Annotated in this window: 12 protein-coding genes and 1 tRNA gene; 1 reads left to right on the forward strand and 12 read right to left on the reverse strand. The window is 29.8% G+C overall.

Going from position 1 to position 19,421, the window contains the following annotated elements; all coding sequences use genetic code 11:
- Positions 1-93: 93 nt before the first annotated feature.
- From uvrB to polA, 4 genes are all read right to left on the reverse strand, one after another.
- Positions 94-2,073 (reverse strand): excinuclease ABC subunit UvrB, encoded by a 1,980-nt coding sequence (gene uvrB, locus KKC53_04515; protein MBU2598425.1) that lies wholly within the window; start codon positions 2,071-2,073, stop codon positions 94-96.
- Complete coding sequence (gene coaE / locus KKC53_04520) at positions 2,055-2,705, reverse strand: dephospho-CoA kinase (protein ID MBU2598426.1); 651 nt, start codon at positions 2,703-2,705, stop codon at positions 2,055-2,057. Before coaE ends, uvrB begins: the two co-directional genes overlap by 19 nt.
- Before the next feature lie 185 nt (positions 2,706-2,890).
- Positions 2,891-4,237, reverse strand: a complete 1,347-nt coding sequence (gene rpsA / locus KKC53_04525; protein ID MBU2598427.1) for a 30S ribosomal protein S1 — start codon at positions 4,235-4,237, stop codon at positions 2,891-2,893.
- A 121-nt stretch (positions 4,238-4,358) separates the two neighbouring features.
- Positions 4,359-7,031, reverse strand: a complete 2,673-nt coding sequence (gene polA / locus KKC53_04530) for a DNA polymerase I (protein ID MBU2598428.1) — start codon at positions 7,029-7,031, stop codon at positions 4,359-4,361.
- 72 nt (positions 7,032-7,103) lie between these two features.
- On the opposite strand from polA, the gene KKC53_04535 reads away from it, so the two are divergent.
- Positions 7,104-7,192 (forward strand) — tRNA-Leu (locus KKC53_04535).
- A 59-nt stretch (positions 7,193-7,251) separates the two neighbouring features.
- Here the strand turns inward: KKC53_04535 and KKC53_04540 are convergent.
- From KKC53_04540 to KKC53_04575, 8 genes are all read right to left on the reverse strand, one after another.
- Complete coding sequence (locus tag KKC53_04540) at positions 7,252-10,692, reverse strand: DNA polymerase III subunit alpha (GenBank protein ID MBU2598429.1); 3,441 nt, start codon at positions 10,690-10,692, stop codon at positions 7,252-7,254.
- Positions 10,693-10,933: 241 nt separating this feature from the next.
- Positions 10,934-11,815, reverse strand: a complete 882-nt coding sequence (locus KKC53_04545) for a sugar phosphate isomerase/epimerase (GenBank protein ID MBU2598430.1) — start codon at positions 11,813-11,815, stop codon at positions 10,934-10,936.
- A 183-nt stretch (positions 11,816-11,998) separates the two neighbouring features.
- Positions 11,999-13,444, reverse strand: coding sequence for an Asp-tRNA(Asn)/Glu-tRNA(Gln) amidotransferase subunit GatB (gene gatB / locus KKC53_04550; protein MBU2598431.1), 1,446 nt, complete (start codon positions 13,442-13,444; stop codon positions 11,999-12,001).
- 9 nt (positions 13,445-13,453) lie between these two features.
- Positions 13,454-14,962, reverse strand: a complete 1,509-nt coding sequence (gatA, locus tag KKC53_04555) for an Asp-tRNA(Asn)/Glu-tRNA(Gln) amidotransferase subunit GatA (protein ID MBU2598432.1) — start codon at positions 14,960-14,962, stop codon at positions 13,454-13,456.
- 2 nt (positions 14,963-14,964) lie between these two features.
- A complete protein-coding gene (gene gatC, locus KKC53_04560; GenBank protein ID MBU2598433.1) occupies positions 14,965-15,258 on the reverse strand; it encodes an Asp-tRNA(Asn)/Glu-tRNA(Gln) amidotransferase subunit GatC in 294 nt (97 codons plus the stop codon).
- A gap of 190 nt (positions 15,259-15,448) precedes the next feature.
- Positions 15,449-16,189 (reverse strand): CPBP family intramembrane metalloprotease, encoded by a 741-nt coding sequence (locus KKC53_04565; protein ID MBU2598434.1) that lies wholly within the window; start codon positions 16,187-16,189, stop codon positions 15,449-15,451.
- Positions 16,186-18,195 carry an NAD-dependent DNA ligase LigA gene (gene ligA, locus KKC53_04570; GenBank protein ID MBU2598435.1) on the reverse strand — a complete coding sequence of 670 codons (2,010 nt, stop codon included), beginning with the start codon at positions 18,193-18,195 and terminating at the stop codon, positions 16,186-16,188. The genes KKC53_04565 and ligA overlap by 4 nt, the downstream gene beginning before the upstream one ends.
- 54 nt (positions 18,196-18,249) lie before the next feature.
- Positions 18,250-19,029, reverse strand: a complete 780-nt coding sequence (locus KKC53_04575; protein MBU2598436.1) for a dihydropteroate synthase — start codon at positions 19,027-19,029, stop codon at positions 18,250-18,252.
- Positions 19,030-19,421: the final 392 nt, after the last annotated feature.

Consider the following 19,421-nt stretch of genomic DNA (forward strand, 5'->3'; position numbering starts at 1 on the left):
AATCTTTCAAAGGTTATTTAATTCATTTTTTTAATGAGATTGCGCAGCCTGTTCCGAGCATTAGCGAGGAAGCCCATCCCTCGCAAGGACAAGTTAATATTTTGTTTGTTTTTTTAATTCTTTTATCTGGTCTCTTAAAATAGCTGCATATTCAAAGTTTAACTCCTCAGCAGCAAGTCTCATCTCTTCTTCAAGTCCCAATATTATTTTTGGTATTTCATCAGGTAATATTTTTCCTGGTTTCATTATTTTATCTTTTATCTTTATTTTTTCAGCTACTTTAGTTGCCATCAAAATATCAGATATCTTCTTGTGAATTGTTTGAGGTTCTATATTATTCTCTTCATTAAATACTAATTGAATATCTCTTCTTCTGTTAGTTTCATCTATTGCTCTCTTCATTGACCTTGTTATATTATCAGCATACATTATAACTTTACCTCTGATATTTCTTGATGCTCTACCAATAGTTTGGATAAGTGATGTTTCTGATCTTAAAAATCCCTCTTTATCAGCGTCCAATATAGCAACAAGAGAAACCTCCGGAAGATCCAAGCCTTCTCTAAGAAGATTTATTCCAACTAATACATCGAAGTCTCCTTTTCTCAACTCTCTTATAATTTTTACCCTCTCTAAAGTACCTATTTCTGAATGAAGATATCTTGATTTAATACTCATATCAAGAAAATAATCAGTCAAATTTTCAGCCATTCTTTTTGTTAAAGTTGTAATTAAAACCCTCTCATTTTGTGTGGTTCTTTTCTTAATTTCCGTCATCAAATTATCAATTTGACCTGTTGTTTTTCTAACTTCAACTTCCGGGTCAACAAGTCCTGTAGGTCTAATTATCTGCTCAACAACCTGACTACTATTTTCAATTTCAAAATCCCTAGGGGTTGCTGAAACAAATATTACCTGGTTTATTGCATTTAAAAATTCTTTCATCCTTAAAGGACGATTATCAAGAGCTGATGGTAGTCTAAATCCATATTCAATAAGTGTTTCTTTCCGAGACCTATCCCCATGATACATCCCATTTATCTGAGGAACTGCTATATGGGACTCATCAATAAATGTTATAAAATCATCCGGAAAATAATTTAGTAGTGTAGATGGAGTAGCTCCTGGTTCTCTTCCTGAAAAATATCTTGAGTAATTCTCAATTCCTTTACAGTATCCGATTTCTTTTAACATCTCCAAATCATATTTTGTTCTCATCCTTAATCTCTGAACTTCAAGCAATTTATCCTGAGATTTTAATTCCTTTAATCTATCATCTAAATCCTTCTCAATTTCGAATAAAATCTCTTCCATTCTTTTTGGTTCAATAACAAAATGAGTTGCTGGTGAAATCATAATAATTGCTATTTTTTCAATTATTTCGCCAGTTAAATAATTAAATTTACATATTTCCTTTATATCATCACCAAATAATTCAATTCTAATAGCATAATCATTATAGGGTGGGAATATATCTACTATATCTCCTTTTACTCTGAATGTCCCAGGACTAAAGTCAATATCGTTTCTTTGATACTTTATTTTGACAAGTTTTAATAATATTTCATCCCTTTCATATTTTTCACCCTTAGATAAAATAAGAGTTTTCTCCTTATATAGAGATGGTGAACCTAAGTTAAATATACATGAAACACTTGCTACAATAATTACATCTCTTCTTGTAAGTAATGCATTTGTTGATGAAAGTCTAAGTCTTTCCAATTGCTCATTTATAGATGCGTCTTTCTCAATGTAGGTATCTGTAGTTGGCACATAAGCCTCAGGTTGATAATAATCATAGTAACTAACAAAATAATGAACTGAATTTTTGGGGAAAAATTCTTTAAATTCATTACAGAGTTGAGCAGCCAATGTTTTATTAGGAGACATTACCAAGACAGGTCTATTTACACTGTTTATTATCTGAGCCATTGTATAAGTCTTTCCAGACCCGGTAACTCCAAGTAAGGTTTGAAATCTATCACCTTTATATAAGCCTTCAACAAGCTTATTTATTGCTGTAGGTTGATCTCCTTGAGGCTTGTAATTTGATATTAATTCAAAGTCTGGCATTTTAAAAATCTACAAAATATTCCTATTTTTCTTCTTAAATCATTTATACCCTTATCATTGTTTATAATATGATGTACTTTATCCTTTGGAATAATTAAATTTTGCCCTTCTACTCTTAATTTAGCTTCTTCTCTTGACAAATTCATTTTAGATATTACTCTTTCTATTCTTAAATCCATTGGACAGGTTACATATAAGATTTCATCACATCTATTATATAAATTAGTTCTAAAAAGAAGTGGGGCTTCTATTACAACAATTCTTTCACCTTCTTTTTGAGTTCTTTTAATCTTCTTGCTTGTTGGTTTTGAAGTTTCTTCCAACTTTTCTTTTTTATAAAGAATTTTTTCAATTTCTTTCACTATTTGAGGAAGCATTATCTCATTTAATTTCTCCAATTTATTCCTATTTGAAAAAACAATATTTGCTAACTTTTTTCTGTTTAATCTTCCATTTCTGTAAAGTATTTTCTTACCAAAGAATTTAACTAATTCTGATTTAGTAGCAGATTTTGAGGAGACAGTCTTTGCAATATCATCAGAATATATAACATCTGCTCCTAAATCTTCTAACATTTTAGCAACTGTAGTTTTTCCTGTTCCAATTTCCCCAACCAAACACATAAGTTTCATATTCATCCTTAAAATTACATATTTTTATATTTCATTTTAAATTTTAAACCTCTTTGAATTTAAGAGCAAATTAAATATGCTCTGGAATAATACCAGAGCATACAATTTATAAATTCAGCTAATTTAATTTTATTATATTTATGTCAAGATATTAGATTTTGTTATTTATCTATTAAAATTTATAATTATTTATCTTTTATTTCTCCTGATTTCTCTTCTTTAGCTTTTTTCTCTTCTTTTACTGATTTCTCTTCTTTTGTATATTCTACTTCTTCTTCATCTCTTATTTTTTCTTTATGATGTTTAGCTTTTTCTTTAATCTTTTCTTTCTCTTCAGTTAGTTTAATTTCTTCTTCAACTTTTATTGCCTTCTCAATAGGTCTGGCTATTGGTTTGGGTTCCTCACCCTCTTTTTTCTCTCTTGGAGCCTGCCTTATACTCAAACCAATTCTTCTTTTATCAAAATCTATATCAATAATTTTTACTTTTACTTTATCATCAATATTTACAACTTCTTCTGGCTTTTCTACACTATAAACAGCAATTTCTGAGATATGAACCAATCCCTCAATTCCTTTCTCAATCTGCACAAATGCTCCAAATGGTACTATTTTTATAACCTTTCCATCAACCACATCACCGATAGCATATTTTTTTGTTAATTCCATCCAGGGATCAATCTGTGTTTGTTTAAGTCCCAAAGCTACTCTCTTTTTCTCCTTATCTACTTCCAAAATAACCACTTCAACTTCGTCTCCAATCTTTACTATCTCAGAAGGATGGTTTACGTGTCCCCATGAAAGTTCTGAAATATGTATTAAACCATCAACTCCACCTAAATCAACAAATGCTCCAAAATCTAAAATATTAGAAATTACTCCTTTTTTAACTTGACCTACCTTCACACTTTTAATAAATGTATCTCTTACTTTCTTTTTTTCAATTTCAAGATAGGCTTTTCTAGAGATGATAACATTATTTTTTTGTCTATCAATATTAATTATTTTGCATGTAACTTCTTTATCTAAATATGCATTAAAATCTGTTACCTTTTTTAAATCAATCAAAGAACCTGGAAGGAAGGCTCTCATACCAATATCCACAATTAATCCACCTCTTACTAAATCTATAACCACTCCTTTAATTAACTTGTCTTCTCTATAAGCTTCTTCTATCTTCTCCAGAGCTCTTTGAGTTTCTGCTCTTTTTTTTGAAAGGATTAATCTTCCATCTTGATCTTCCTTTTGAAGAACTAATACTTCAATCTCATCATTTACACTTATAATTTCATGAGGTTCCAAATCATATCTTACTGATAACTCCCTTGGCGGGATAACTCCTTCAGATTTATATCCAACATCAACCAAAACTTCATCTTTATTAACTTTCACAACTGTCCCTTTTACAATATCTCCCTCTTCAAAAGATACTATTGTTATTTCATAGTTGGGTACAATTTCACCTTTCTCATTAACAGTCAAATACTGTTTTTCTTCCTCAGATAAGTTATTTAATATTTTATTTTTCTCCACTAATAATTCCTCCTAAAAAATTTTTCTATAATATACTACTAACTATAAAAAAAATGCAAGTATTATTGCAATTTTTTATATAAAAAATATTATATTTTGCGGGTAATTATATAATAAAAATCTACATATACCAGTTAGTTCCAATTTTTATATCTACTTTTAGCCTTACTTTAAGCGGGTAAACATTTTCCATTCTCTCTCTTATAACATTTATAATTTCTTCCTTTTCATCAGTTGGTACTTCTAATAGAAGTTCGTCATGAACCTGCAATACGATTTTTGATTTATAATTTTTATTTAATATTTCTTTATATATATCTATCATAGCTATCTTTATAATATCTGCAGCACTACCCTGAATTGGTGTATTAATGGCAAACCTTTCTCCAAGCTGCTTAATTTTGGGATTTCTTGATTTCAATTCTGGAATGTATCTTCGCCTACCTAAAATTGTTGTAACATATCCTTTATTTAATGCTTCCTCAATAATATCATCTATATATTCTTTAACTTGTGGATATTGATCAAAATATTGCTCTATATAATTTTCTGCTTCATCCTCCAAGATGTTAAGTCTTTCAGCTAAACCAAATTTTGTCATACCATAAATTATTCCAAAATTTATTGCTTTTGCTGACCTTCTTAGTGCAGGAGTAACCTCATCCATTTTTACGTTAAAAAGTTGAGAAGCAGTAAGCCTGTGAAAATCAACATCTCTTTCAAAAGCATTAATTAGATTTTCATCTTCAGATAGATGAGCAAGAATTCGAAGTTCAACCTGTGAATAGTCAGCTTCCAATAAAATATGATTCTCATCAACTATAAATGCTTTTCTTGTCTCCCTACCCAGGTCAGTTCTTATAGGAATATTTTGAAGATTGGGATCGCTGCTTGATAATCTACCAGTAACAGTACCAGTCTGATGAAATGTTGTATGAATTCTTCCATCAAGACCACTAACCAATGAAGGTAAGGCATCTATATATGTTGATTTCAATTTTGATAATTCCCTGTAATCTATTATTTCTCTTATTATTGGGTGTTTATCCTCCAATTTTTTTAAAATTGAAAAACCTGTTGCATAACCAGTTTTTGTTTTTTTAAATGGTGTGAGCTTTAGTTTTTCAAAGAGAATTTTCCCCAATTGTTGAGGAGAATTTATATTAAAATTTTGACCAGCAAGCTTATAAATTTTTCCAGTAACTTTTGATATTTTTTCCTGGTAACCAATTGTTAACTTATTTAGATAACTAACATCAACTTTAACACCCCATAATTCCAACATTGCCAAAACCTCTATCAAAGGAATTTCAACTTCATAGAAAAGTTTCTCAATATCTTGAGAAATAAGTATAGTTTCTAATATTTTTTTTAAATCAATTAATACACTTGTTCTTCTTCCCTCTACCTCCGACATTTTTTGAATCCAATCTTTATCCTGAATTAATCCTAACTGACCAAAAGTCTCTACTCTTTTAAAATCAGATGCACTATAACCCAAATATTTTTGAATAATTTCTGAAAGTTTATGCTCTCTAAAATGAGGATTTAATAGATAAGATGCAATATAACTATCAAAAATGAGTCCCTGTAACCTGATATCTTTTTTAAATAGTATCTTTAATTGGTACTTGGCATTATGCATTATTTTTTTAATATTTTTATTTATTAAAATCGGTTTTAATAAATAAAAAAATCTATCCTCTTTTTGCTTGCTATCAAAATGAATATAAAAGGATATATCTGGTTTAATAGAGATAGATATTCCAGTACAGTCGTTATTAGTACCTAAAAATTGAATTGAAATTTCTTCTAAATTTTTTATCTTCTCAATTAAATTTATAAGCTCGCCTTCCTCATCTATAAGTTTAGTTCTACTTTGAAACTTATTTTCATCCTTTAATGATTTTTTCATTAAATTCATTTTTTTAATTTTCTCCCATAATGTTCTAAACTCAAGATACTCAAAAAGCTCATAAACTTTTTTTTCATCAAATTTTTTTAATTTACATTTTTCAATATCTATTCTAATAGGGCTATTACAATCTATTGTTGCTAAATTCTTACTTAAAATAGCCGTTTCAGAATATTGTTTGAGTTTTTCTTTAATTTTCTCAGTGGGTATTTCATCTACTCTATCTAATATCTGCTCTAAAAAACCAAATTCATTTATAAGCTTGGTTGCACTCTTTTTTCCAATACCAGAGATGCCTGGAATGTTATCTATTTTGTCACCAATCAAACCAAAATAATCTGCGATGTAGTTTGGACCTATACCATATTTATCAATTACTTCTTCAGGACCATAAATATTAACATCTGAAATTCCTTTTACAGTAAATATTATTTTTACATTCTCAGATGCTAATTGAAGTGCATCTTTATCTCCAGTTACTATTAAAACCTCGATTCCCTTATCCTTAGCTTGTGTAGCTAAAGTACCCAATAAATCATCTGCTTCATAACCCTCTACTTGATATTTAGGAATATTAAAAACATCTAATACTCTATATATTAAATCAAACTGATTGGCTAAATCTTCTGGCATTTTTTCCCTATCAGATTTATAGTCTTTAAATATCTTATGTCTGAATGTTGGTTTTTTACTATCAAAAGCAACTGCCAACATAGTAGGTTTATTATCATTTATTATTTTAAGTAACATATTTGTAAAACCATAAACTGAATTAGTTATAATACCAGATATTGTAATAATACTATCAGGAAGGGCAAAAAAGGCTCTATATGCTAAACTATTTCCATCTATAATTATAAATTTATCTTTCTTTTTCATAAATGTAAAAATAATTGCTTGATAATTGTTTATCTACTGTATAAAATTTAATTAATATAAAAAATTAATAATGCCGAAGTGGCGGAATTGGTAGACGCGCTGGATTCAAAATCCAGTGAGTTTTAATACTCATGTGGGTTCGATTCCCACCTTCGGCACCAAGGTCAAACTTTTTTAGTGATACGAAGCACCACACACCAATATTAACTTTGGTTCCATTTTAGCTTTCCATTTTAACAGTTCCCTTTTCACCCAAAAAGTTATTAATTTCATCTAAAAATTCTTCTGATTGAGTTACACTTAGAGAACTACCTAATTTAAAGGTTTTTAAAGATTTATCAGATTTTAATTTAATGATAACATTAGATGGACCTGGGTTATTTAATAGAATCCTTCTAAGCCTGTGTAAAAAATGATCATTTATACTATTTAAAACCAACTCTATAACCAAATTTGGTTTAACCTTTTTAGATGCAGATTTCTTATGTTTTAACTCTATTTCTTCAATTTCACTTGCTATCAACTTCGCTTGGTCCTCTTTTATATCAATTCTACCCTTAATTCCTATTATCATATCTTCTTTAAGAAATTGATGAAATTTTTTAAGTACAGAGGGAAAAATTATAACTTCTATAGAGTTGCTAATATCTTCTAAGGTTAGAAAAAGCATTATTTCTCCTTTTTTAGTTGTAATTCTCTTAATCTTAGAAACAACTCCTGCAATTTTTATTAAGCTTTTATCTGTAAACTTTTTAATTTCACTAATCTGACAATCACTGTATTTATCCAATTGATGCTCATAACCAATTAATGGATGGTCTGAAACATATAATCCCAACATCTCTTTCTCGTATGCTAAAAACTTCTTCTGAGAAAATTCTGTTCTTTTCTCAGGTAAAGCTGTAATTAGTGCATCCTTAAGAGTTGTGTCAGCATCAAAAAGAGAAAATTGACCTATTTCTTTATTACTTCTTATAGTAAGGACATGAGAGACAATTCTTTTATAATTTTTCATAAGTGCTTGTCTTGTTAGTCCCAACGAGTCAAAAGCTCCTGCCTTTATCAGGCTTTCTAATGTCTTTTTATTTAAGACAACAGGATCCACCATACTACAAAAATCTACAAATGATTTAAACTTTCCTTTATCTTTCCTATTAGATACTATATTTTGAATAACATTATCTCCCACATTTTTTACTGCAGATAATCCAAACCTTATTTTATTTCCCACCACTGTGAAGTTAGAAAAGCTTTCATTAACATCAGGGGGTAATATTTTAATTCTAAGTCTTCTACATTCATTTACATACTGAGCTACTTTTTCCTGATCTTCCATTCTAACAGTAAGTAATGCAGCCATAAATTCAACAGGGAAATTTGCTTTTAGATACGCAGTTTGATAGGAGATTAAAGCATAAGCAGCAGAGTGTGATTTATTAAACCCATACTCCGCAAATAGTAGTAACAAATCAAAAATTTTCTGAGCTGCTCCCCTGCTTATCCCATTTTTCAAAGCTCCGTCAAGGAATTTATCTCTCTGTTTGGATAATACTCTTCTCTTCTTTTTACTTATAGCACCTCTTAAAATATCAGCTTCTGCCATGGTAAAATTTGCCATTTTTGATGCAATTTCCATAACCTGTTCCTGATAAACAATAATTCCGTAAGTTGTATCCAGGATAGATTCTAATGATGGGTGTGGGTATCTTATTTTTGTTTTTCCCTTTTTTGCTTCTACAAAATCTTTAACCATTCCACTTTGCAGTGGACCAGGTCTATAAAGTGCAAGTAATGCAATCAGGTCTTCAATGCAATTTGGCTGTAAATCTATCATCAGATTTCTCATTCCTGAACTTTCAAGCTGAAAAATACCAATCGTTTCTCCATGACTTATCATTGAAAATGTCTTTTTATCCTGTAAATCAATCTTATTTAAGTTAATTTCTATCCCCTTGGTATGCTTTATTATTTCAAGGGTTTTGTCAATAAGGGTTAAAGTTTTTAGTCCTAAAAAATCCATCTTTAAGAGTCCAATACGCTGCACATCATCCATTTTATATTGAGTAACAACTTCACCATTTCCTTTTCTTTGTAAAGGAGTGTACTCAGTCAAATCCTCGTCAGATATAACAACACCAGCTGCGTGAATAGAATCCTGTCTTGAAAGTCCCTCCAAAGCCATAGCTGCATCCAATATTTTCTTAACTTCTTCATCTTTTTGATAAGAATCTCTTAATTCCGGAACGGTATTAATAGATTTATCAATAGTTGTTCCTATTCCCACAGGAATCATCTTTGCTACTTTATCAACCTTTCCATATGGAACACCAAAAACTCTACCTGTGTCACGAGTTGCTGCTCTTGCAGCCATTGTCCCAAAAGTTATAAGCTGAGCTACTTTATTTCTTCCATATTTACTAACAACATAATCAATGACTTCATTTCTTCTTTCATAACAGAAATCTATGTCAATATCCGGAAGACTTTTTCTATGCGGATTCAAGAATCGCTCAAAAAGCAGACCATATTCTATTGGGTCAATATCAGTTATTCCGAGACAGTATGAAACTATACTTCCAGCTGCTGACCCTCTCCCAGGTCCTACTCTTATACCACTTCTTTTAGCATAGTTTACAAAGTCCCAAACAATTAAAAAATATCCAGAATATCCCATATCTTTTATGACATTAAGTTCTAGTTCTAATCTGTCTTTTATCTCATCTGTGGGGTCAGAATATCTCTTGTTAAATCCTTCTCTGCAGATTTCTTCTAAGTAACTATCTAAATTATAATTCTCTGGAACTTTATAGGCTGGCAGTAAATCCAAATTTAATGGTATTTCTAAATTACATTTTTCTGAAATTTCTATGCTATTTTTTAGAACCTCGGGAATATTCTTGAAAATATCAAACATCTCTTCTTTGGGTTTAAAGTAAAATTCGGGAGTGGAAAAACGAAGTCTTTCCTTATCATCTAAAGTTGTTCTTGTTTGAATACAGAGCAAAACATCATGAGCAGTATGGTTTTCTTTATTTAGGTAGTGAGCATCATTGGTTGCCACTAAAGGAACATTTAATTTCTCTGACATTTTAATTAATTTTGGGTTTAAAATCTTTTGTTCTTTTAAACCTTGATCCTGAATTTCTAAATAAAAATTCTCTTTACCAAAGATCTCACAAAACTTTGAAACAGATTCAATTGAGTCATTAATTCTATCTTCTAAAATCAACCTCGGAATATTACCTGAAACACATCCAGAAAGTGCAATAATTCCAGAACTGTATTTACTTAGTAGCTCAAGATCAACTCTTGGTTTGTAATAAAATCCCTCAAAATAACTTAATGTAACAAGCTTCATCAGGTTTTTATAACCTTGGATATCTTTAGCTAAAAGAGTTAGATGATTAGACTTTTCCTCTCTTTTAGATTTATCAAATCTGGAATTTATTGCAACATAAAATTCACATCCAATTATAGATTTAATATCTACTTCTTTTGCTAAGTTGTAAAATTCTATAGCACCATACATGTTGCCATGGTCAGTTATAGCTACCGAGTGCATATTAAACTCTTTTGCTTTTGAAATTAAATTCGGTATCTTTATTGCTCCATCCAGTAAAGAGAATTCTGTATGAGTATGAAGATGAATAAAATCTGGAATATTTTTTGCCAATTTAAGCACCTTTTAGAAAATAAATTAAAAGTCTCACTTTTTAATTTAATGAAGTTATAAGTTATTAAAAATTAAATTACATTTAAGAATTAAATTAGTACAATATTGTCTTAATAATAACACAATAAAAAAAGCATTTATTAGAATTTTTAAATATACACCCTCCCCCTACCCCCTCCCTTAAAGGGAGGGGAATTGAGTAAAAATATAAATTTTTTTTAAATCTTATTTATCGGGTGTATATTTTGCAAAAATTTATACTTCTTTTAAGTCGATCTTTAACTCTTCTTTTACTCCAAATGTTAAGTGCTATAGGAGAAATTTCTAAAGTTAGAAAATTGTTATAACTATTTTTTAAAATAAATTTTAAAAATTCTTTTAGTGGTATTTTTCCAATATAAGGTGGTTCATGTTTCCTTCTTTTAGTGTTGCTTACATGGATATTTATTACTCTGGATTTAAGAATATTAAAGCTATCTTCAATATTATAGCTTCTTAAACCATGGTGCGTTGTATCGAAAGTGATGAATAAATTGTGTTTCAAAACATAGTTTATTAGAACCTTTGGATCAGCAAAATGTCTCCTTCCCAAATTAACTCTTCTATCTAAAACAGTTTCAACTGTAATTAATGGTTCTAAATTGCTTTCTCTAAATTGTTTATTTAAATTTTTACTTTCATTTTTTATTTTTTCAAATTTACTTAATTTGTTAAATGATCCCTGCTTAATCTTTGAGATAGCTTCAAGAAACTGTTTTGAATAATTATCCCACCATGGATATGAATTATCAGGTCTTAGAAAAATAGGTAAATGAATAGTTATTAATTTACATTGTAGCTGACTTGCAATATTAAAGGTTAATTCTAAAGTTTCCTTAACTCCAAGTTTCCAATAAATCATAAAAAGAGGTTGATGAGCTGTATAGACTGGCAAATTATAATGATTTATAAGATTATTAAGTTTAAGAATATTTTTTTCTATATTCCCTTTTAAGCAGTTGCTGTCTGTAACCAATTCTAATCCATCAAATCCCACATCCTTTGCTATAGAAAAAATTTCTTTATGTGAAAATGGATATAAAGAAGCTGTCGATAGTAGAATTTTTAACATAATTATTAATCTATTTTAATTTAAATTTAATATTTTTAAAATCTAAGAGTTCTAATAGATTTGTGGCATGGTTTCGAAGACATTTTACCCTCTCCCTACCCCCTCCCCCCTCTCCTTATTCCTCTCCCACCAGGGGAGAGGATAAACAATCAAGAAACTATGCCCAAATCTTCCAAAAGTTATTTATTTCAGTTTTTTCTTTAATAATTCATTAACTAATTTAGGATTTGCTTTACCTTTTGTTTTTTTCATAACCTGACCTACAAGAAAGTTAAAGACCTGCATTTTTCCTGATAAATATTGTGTAACAATTTCTGGATTCTCTTTTAAAACCTGCTCAATGATATCTGTTAATTTATCAATATCACTTATTTGCTTAAGCCCCTTTTGTTCCACGATTTCTTTTGGCATCTTTCCTGTTTTAAACATTTCTTCAAAAATAGATTTAGCGATTTTACCACTAATTTTTCCTACTTCTATCATTTTTAACATCTCAATTAAGTGATTTGGACTTATCTTACAATTCTCTATCTGAATTTGCTTCTGATTTAATAAATATAAAAGATCTCTTATAATCCAATTGCTAATTTTCTTTGGATATGGGTAAATTTTTACGCAGGATTCAAAGAAGTCAGCCATGCTTTTGGTAGAAGTTATAATTTCTGCATCGTTATCGGAGATATCGTACTGCTTTTTAATTCTATCAGCTCTAACAGATGGAAGTTCAGGAACTGTCTTTTTTATTTCATCTACCCATTCTCTGCTTATTTCTATTGGAACCAGATCAGGCTCTGGAAAATACCTATAATCCTGTGCTTCTTCTTTTATCCTCATGGATTTGGTTGTCATTGTTTTTGAGTCAAAATGTCTTGTCTCCAAATATAGTTTTTCACCCTTGTTGAGAATTTCCCTCTGTCTTTTAATTTCATAACTCAAACCTTTTTCTAAAAATCTAAAGGAATTGAGATTTTTGAGTTCTGTTCTTGCTTTACTATATTCATCTCTCAATTTTCTTACTGATATATTAGCGTCAACTCTAAATCTTCCTTCCTCCATATTACAATCACTTACTTCAAGATATTCAAGTATCTTTTTTAGAAGCATTACATAAGCTTTTGCCTGTGTTACATTTTTTATATCAGGTGCAGAAACAATTTCCAAAAGTGGAATCCCGCATCTGTTAAAATCAAGTCCACTTCCGGTTGCCTCACTTATTCTACCAGTCTCGCCAAAATGTAATAACTTAGCTGTATCTTCCTCCATATGAACACGGCTTATTCCTATCCTTTTTACTTTACTGTTTAATTTGATATCAAGATACCCATTTAAACCTACCGGTAAGTCGTATTGTGATATTTGATATCCCTTGGGTAAATCAGGATAAAAATAGTTCTTACGATGAAATTGAGTAAAATTAGCAATTTTACAATTCAAGGCTAATGCTACTTTTAGTGTATAATCAAACGCTTTTTTGTTTATAACTGGAAGAGTTCCTGGATGACCAAGACATATTGAGCAAGTTTGAGTATTTGGTGCAGCACCAAATTTTGTACTACATCCACAGAACATCTTAGAATCTGTAATTAACTCAACATGCGTTTCTAATCCAATTTTAATTTCAAATTCCAATATATCTCCTTAGAATTTCTTAAAAAGAGGCTTTAATTTAAAATTAAATTTTTTTTCGAAGTTATAAGCTGTCTTTATTAATAAGCCTTCTTCGAAGTGTGGTGCTATTATTTGAAGACCAATTGGTAGGTTATTTTTCAATCCACATGGTATGGAGATTGCAGGTATACCTGCTAAATTAATTGGTATAGTGCAGATATCTGATAAATACATAGTCAAAGGGTCTTCGAACTTCTCACCAATTTTAAAGGCAACTGATGGAGTTGTTGGTGATACTAAAACATCAAACTTTTTAAATACTTTTTTAAAATCATTTATAATTAATGTTCTTACCTTCTGAGCTTGTAAATAATAAGCTTCGTAATATCCCCTGCTTAAAGCATATGTTCCAAGCATAATTCTTCTTTTAACCTCGTTACCAAAACCTTGAGACCTCGTTTTTCTATACATACTTCTAAAACTTTTTACTTTTTTAGCTCTTAAGCCATATCTTATTCCATCATATCTTGCAAGATTTGAACTGGCTTCAGCAGGTGCAATAATATAATAAGCACTAAGTGCAAACTTTAAACTTGGAAGTGATATTTCTTCACAAGAGGCACCGAGTGATGAAAAAATATCTATTGCTTTATAAACAGCACCCTTAACATAATTTGATATCCCTTCACCCATCAGTTCCTTTATTATTCCTATTTTTAACCCACTTATATCCTCTTTTAAATATTTTGTATAATCCTCTTTGTCCTTAAATACTGATGTTGAATCAAGTGAGTCGTGACCAGCAATTATATTCAAAAGTAATGCGCAATCCTGAACATTTCTTGTTATTGGTCCAATCTGATCAAGAGATGATGCAAAAGCAATGAGACCAAATCTTGAAACCAATCCGTAAGTTGGTTTTAATCCAACAACTCCACATAGTGCAGCTGGTTGCCTTATTGAACCTCCTGTATCTGTTCCCAATGCTAATGGTGTTTCTCCAACTGCCACTGCTGCTGCAGACCCCCCACTAGATCCACCTGGAACATTACTTAGATTCCATGGATTGTGCGTTGTCCAAAAACTTGAATTCTCAGTTGAAGAACCCATTGCAAATTCATCCATGTTGGTCTTACCAGTTAGAATCATATTCGATTCTTTAATTTTATTAATGACTGTAGCATCATAGATAGGTTTATAGTTGCCAAGTATATTAGAGCCACAAGTTGTATGAATTCCCTTAGTAGTTATATTATCTTTTACTGCTATTGGTATTCCTGTTAATGGTTCAATTTTTTTTGTTTTATAAATGAATTTACCACCTCTTATTCTTTTTTTTCCATAAATAAACTTATCTATTTTTCTCGCTGCTGCAATAGCTTTGTAGATATTAGTAGTTATATATGATTTAACAATAGTTTCAACTTCTTCAATTCTTTCAGCAATATCCTTTACAGTTTCGTAACTTGATATCTCTCTTTTCGATATTAAATCTGATAGCTCTTTTGCACTTAATTTATACAGTCTTTCTTTTACCATCTTTATTCCTCAGTTATTAAAGGAACTTCAAAAAGATCTTCAATTGTTTTTGGAGAATTTAATAGAGCATCTTTTTTGCTTATACACTTTTTAACAATATCATCTCTAAAAACATTAACAATATTCGTAACATGAGAAGTTGGCTCAACATCAGTAGTATCAATCTCATTAATTCTTCCTGCATGTTTTAACACAATATTTAATTGATCTACAAATTTGTCTAGTTCATCTTCTCTGATATCAAGTTCAGCCAATTTTGCAACATGTTTCACATCTTTTTTACTGATTTCTTCCATTTAGAAATAGGCTACTGCACTCCTTCCCTATCAAGGGAGGTGAGCCTTTCTCCTTTCTTTTAATAATGTATCTTCTTACTCTATTAGAGTTAATTCAGTTAATAGTTGAAATTATTTCACAGACTTTTTAATTTTTTAATAGAGAATTTTATAAACTTAAAATTTAAATTATATCTCATGATGTATATCATCAACTATATTTTATAAATTGAAACAAAATAATTATTGCAATTAAATTATTTAAAGAATGCAATAATATTGATGGAATTAGTGATTTTGACTTCTCATATACGAAAGATAGAATAAACCCTATACCAATTAAAGGAATCAATTGTGTTGGTTCAAGATGAAAAACTGCAAACAAAATTGAGCTTAAAAACATAGCGGAAAAAGTGGTCATTTTCTTTTTAAAAGCAGGAAATAAAAATCCTCTAAAAAATAGCTCTTCACAAATTGGAGCAATTATAACAGCAACTATAAAAAGCATTGCTAATGATATATTTTTATTTTCAATTAATAACCTGATTTTATCCTTGCTTGTGTCCCATGGTATAAAACGAAGGAAAATTGTATAAACTATATCTATAAAAAAAATGGCAATAATTCCAAACAAAGTTAAAAATATTCCTTTTAAGATACTGAGTGGTTTAATTCCCAAATCATACCAGGTTGCTCTGTTTCTATAAAATACAAATAACCATAGGAGAATAAGAAGCACTACAGCCTGTATAAAATATGCTATAGCAAATCCAAAGTTAGAAATTTCAGAAGGTGAAAAAATAACTTCCCCCATATTTCTTTCAAGTAAATAAGCTATTGGTATAGTTAAAATTAAGATTAGGGGTATAGTTAAGAAAACAGCTACAACAGCTTCCCAAAAATTCCAGGGACAATAATTTTCTTCATTATAAAAATCTATTTTATTATTCATATTGATATTTTTATTAATTTGTTGAATTCTTTCTCAGTTATTATTTTTAATTTTAACTTTTTTGCTTTTTCGAACTTACTTCCTGGCTCCTCACCAACAAGTACATAATCAGTTTTTTTACTTATACTTGAAGATACTTTACCTCCTAAACTCTTAATTAACTCTGTAATTTCATCTCTTGTATAACCAGTAAGTTTTCCAGTAACAACAAAACTCTTTTCTTCTAACAATTGAGGTAATTCCTCTATAACTTCCCGCTCCATCAATAAACCAGCTCTTTTCAATTTCTCTATAATTTTTTTGTTACTACTCTGTTTGAAAAAATTTACTATACTTTGCGCAATATGAGGTCCAATCTCATATATAGATAACAGCTCTTGTTCACCTGTTTTTGATAATTGATCCAGTGATTTATAGTTTTTAGCTAAAATATCAGCTGTATGTGAGCCAACATATCTTATTCCAAGTGCATATACCAACCTTTCTAAAGGTCTTTTTTTACTTCTCTGGATTGCATTTAAAAGATTAGTTGTGGATTTCTCCTTAAATAGGTCTAATTGATATATATCATCGAATTTTATATAATAGATATCAGCTACATCTCTGATTAGTTTTTTTTCTAAAAGCTTTGAAATAATTGAAGGTCCTAAACCATCAATATCCATTGCTCCTCTACTTGCAAAATGAAGTATTTTTTCAAATTGTTGTGCAGAACATGCAGCATTGATACATCTATATGCCACCTCATTATGAAGCCTTATAATATTCGACTCACAAACTGGACATTTTTTTGGCATATCAAATATCTTCTCATCTCCAGTTCTTTTTTCTGTAATTACTTTAACAACTTCTGGAATTACCTTTCCTGCTTTTTGAACCAATACTGTGTCTCTTATTCTTACATCCTTTCGTCTTATCTCATCTATATTATGTAGAGTTGCTCTGCTAACCACTGACCCTGAAATTTGAACAGATTCTAAGACAGCAACTGGGGTAATTGTTCCTGTTCTACCAACACCCACCTTTATATCAAGAACTTTTGTAGTTTTTTGAACAGAGGGAAATTTGTAAGCAATTGCCCAACGAGGATTTCGGGTAGTTTCACCCAAGGTTTTTTGTTGCAAAAAGGAATTAACCTTTATAACAACTCCATCTACCTCAAAATCTAGTTCATCTCTTTTATCTTCCCACTCTTTACAAAAATCCCATATTCCATTTAAATCTTTTACTTTTCTAATATATGGACTAATTCTAAATCCTAATTCCTTTAGATATTGCAGAACCTCAAAATGACTCTCATATTTAGATACTGGCCAATGTCCGACCCCATAAATGAAAATATTAAGATTTCTTTTTGCTGCAACATGAGGATCTAATTGCCTTAATGAACCAGCAGCTGCATTTCTTGGATTTGCAAAAAGGGGGAGTTCTTTTTCCTGCCTTTCTTTATTAATCAATTTGAAAGCAGAGATGGGTATATATACTTCACCCCTTATCTCAATTTCACCCTCAGGATATAATGATAGCATTCTAAGAGGAATAGATTTTATAGTTTTTAAATTTGAAGTTACATCATCACCCCTAAACCCATTACCCCTGGTTGTACCTCTTATAAAAATTCCATTAATGTATGTCAAATTTGTAGCTGAACCATCTATCTTTAGTTCACATACAAACTCAACTTCCTCATTTTTCAAACCTTTGTAAACTCTGCTTAAGAAATTCTCAATTTCATCTTTTGAAAAAGCATTTTCCAAACTAAGCATCTTCTCCCTGTGCTCAACAGATTTCAATTCATCTACTGGAGCACCAACTCTTTGAGTAGGTGAATCAGGAGTTATAAGTTCAGGATACTTTTTTTCAAGTTTTACAAGTTCTCTCATCAACTCATCATATTCTTCGTCACTGAGTATTGGTTGGTTTAAGACAAAATAACAATAATTATGCTCTCTTATTTTATCCCTTAACTTCTCAATCTTTTTTGATATTTCCTTAATTTTTTTCATTTAATATAAGTCTAAAATTAATTTTTTATAAAATGTATGTTAATTGTAAGGATTTTAGTCCAGATATGAATGAGCATAAAGAACCTTATTGGTTAAAATATCATATGTCTTTAAAGTAGCCATTAGCTCTTTATCTAATGAATCAGCTATAGCAGCAGATAGTCCATTGCAAGCCAACATAATAAGCAAGATTCTATTTAACAAACTTCTAAGCTCAGGAGGAGATGACTGAGAAATATTTGATAATCCAACAATAGTTTTTGGAGGTGGATCAGATAATTGACTAAACATTTTTATGGACTCAATTGCATAATTTACTTGGTTTTGCATTCCAGAAACTGGTAATATAATAGGGTCAATATATAAATCTTCAGGTGAAATTCCATATTCCATTGCTTTTGTTACAATATTAAATGCTATTTGAAATCGCTCATTTTCATCCCTTGGAATACCACTCTCATCTAAAGTTAATCCTATTATTGCTGCATTAAACTCTTTAGCCAGTGGCATTACTTTATTCATCTGCATTTCAGAACCATCTGTAGAATTTATTATAGCTCTTCCTTTATGAACCTCTAATCCAGCTTTCATAGCCTCTATATTTTTTGTGTCAAGACAAAGTGGAATATCAACCTTTTCTTGAATTGATGTTACTAACCATTTCATTAACTCAGGTCCACCCTTTGTTCCTGGACCAATATTTATATCCAGATAGTTAGCGCCAGCATCTTTCAAACTTTTTGCCAGTTCAATTATTGGTTCACTATTACGTTCCCTCATAGAAGTACCTATTTTTGTATTTCTTATATTAATATTCTCAGCAACAATTAACATCATTCCCTCCTTCCTAAAATAAAAGTAACTTTAAATATTATTATATTTAAAATCGTAGCCAAATATCTTTAAATTATTAACAAAAATAGTAATAAATATTCTAATATTAAAAAATATAAAAATACAATTCAATATTTAATTTAAAATTAGCTTTATATTTATACTTAAAAGCTTACTCGAGAAATTTGTGCAGTAAATAGTTCAAAAACATAGATTTAATTTATAAATAGTATAAACTATTTTTACCAATCCAAAAAAATATTAAAGTAATTTATTATAAAAACATATTAATATCAGAATTCTAAAAGATTTTAGAAAATTTTAATAATTACTTTATGAGTTAAATTTAGTTTACGATTTTATTGGCTTTCTGTATAATTTAATGATGTTGC

The organism is Actinomycetota bacterium, from assembly GCA_018830725.1.
Taxonomy (GTDB): domain Bacteria; phylum Actinomycetota; class Humimicrobiia; order JAHJRV01; family JAHJRV01; genus JAHJRV01.

Bases quoted from the DNA above. Each gene is read 5' to 3' on its own strand.
- uvrB (MBU2598425.1), bottom strand. From the start codon at position 2,073: ATGCCAGACTTTGAATTAATATCAAATTACAAGCCTCAAGGAGATCAA.
- coaE (MBU2598426.1), bottom strand. From the start codon at position 2,705: ATGAAACTTATGTGTTTGGTTGGGGAAATTGGAACAGGAAAAACTACA.
- polA (MBU2598428.1), bottom strand. From the start codon at position 7,031: ATGAAAAAGAAAGATAAATTTATAATTATAGATGGAAATAGTTTAGCA.
- KKC53_04545 (MBU2598430.1), bottom strand. From the start codon at position 11,815: ATGTTAAAAATTCTACTATCGACAGCTTCTTTATATCCATTTTCACAT.
- gatA (MBU2598432.1), bottom strand. From the start codon at position 14,962: ATGGTAAAAGAAAGACTGTATAAATTAAGTGCAAAAGAGCTATCAGAT.
- gatC (MBU2598433.1), bottom strand. From the start codon at position 15,258: ATGGAAGAAATCAGTAAAAAAGATGTGAAACATGTTGCAAAATTGGCT.
- KKC53_04565 (MBU2598434.1), bottom strand. From the start codon at position 16,189: ATGAATAATAAAATAGATTTTTATAATGAAGAAAATTATTGTCCCTGG.
- ligA (MBU2598435.1), bottom strand. From the start codon at position 18,195: ATGAAAAAAATTAAGGAAATATCAAAAAAGATTGAGAAGTTAAGGGAT.
- KKC53_04575 (MBU2598436.1), bottom strand. From the start codon at position 19,029: ATGTTAATTGTTGCTGAGAATATTAATATAAGAAATACAAAAATAGGT.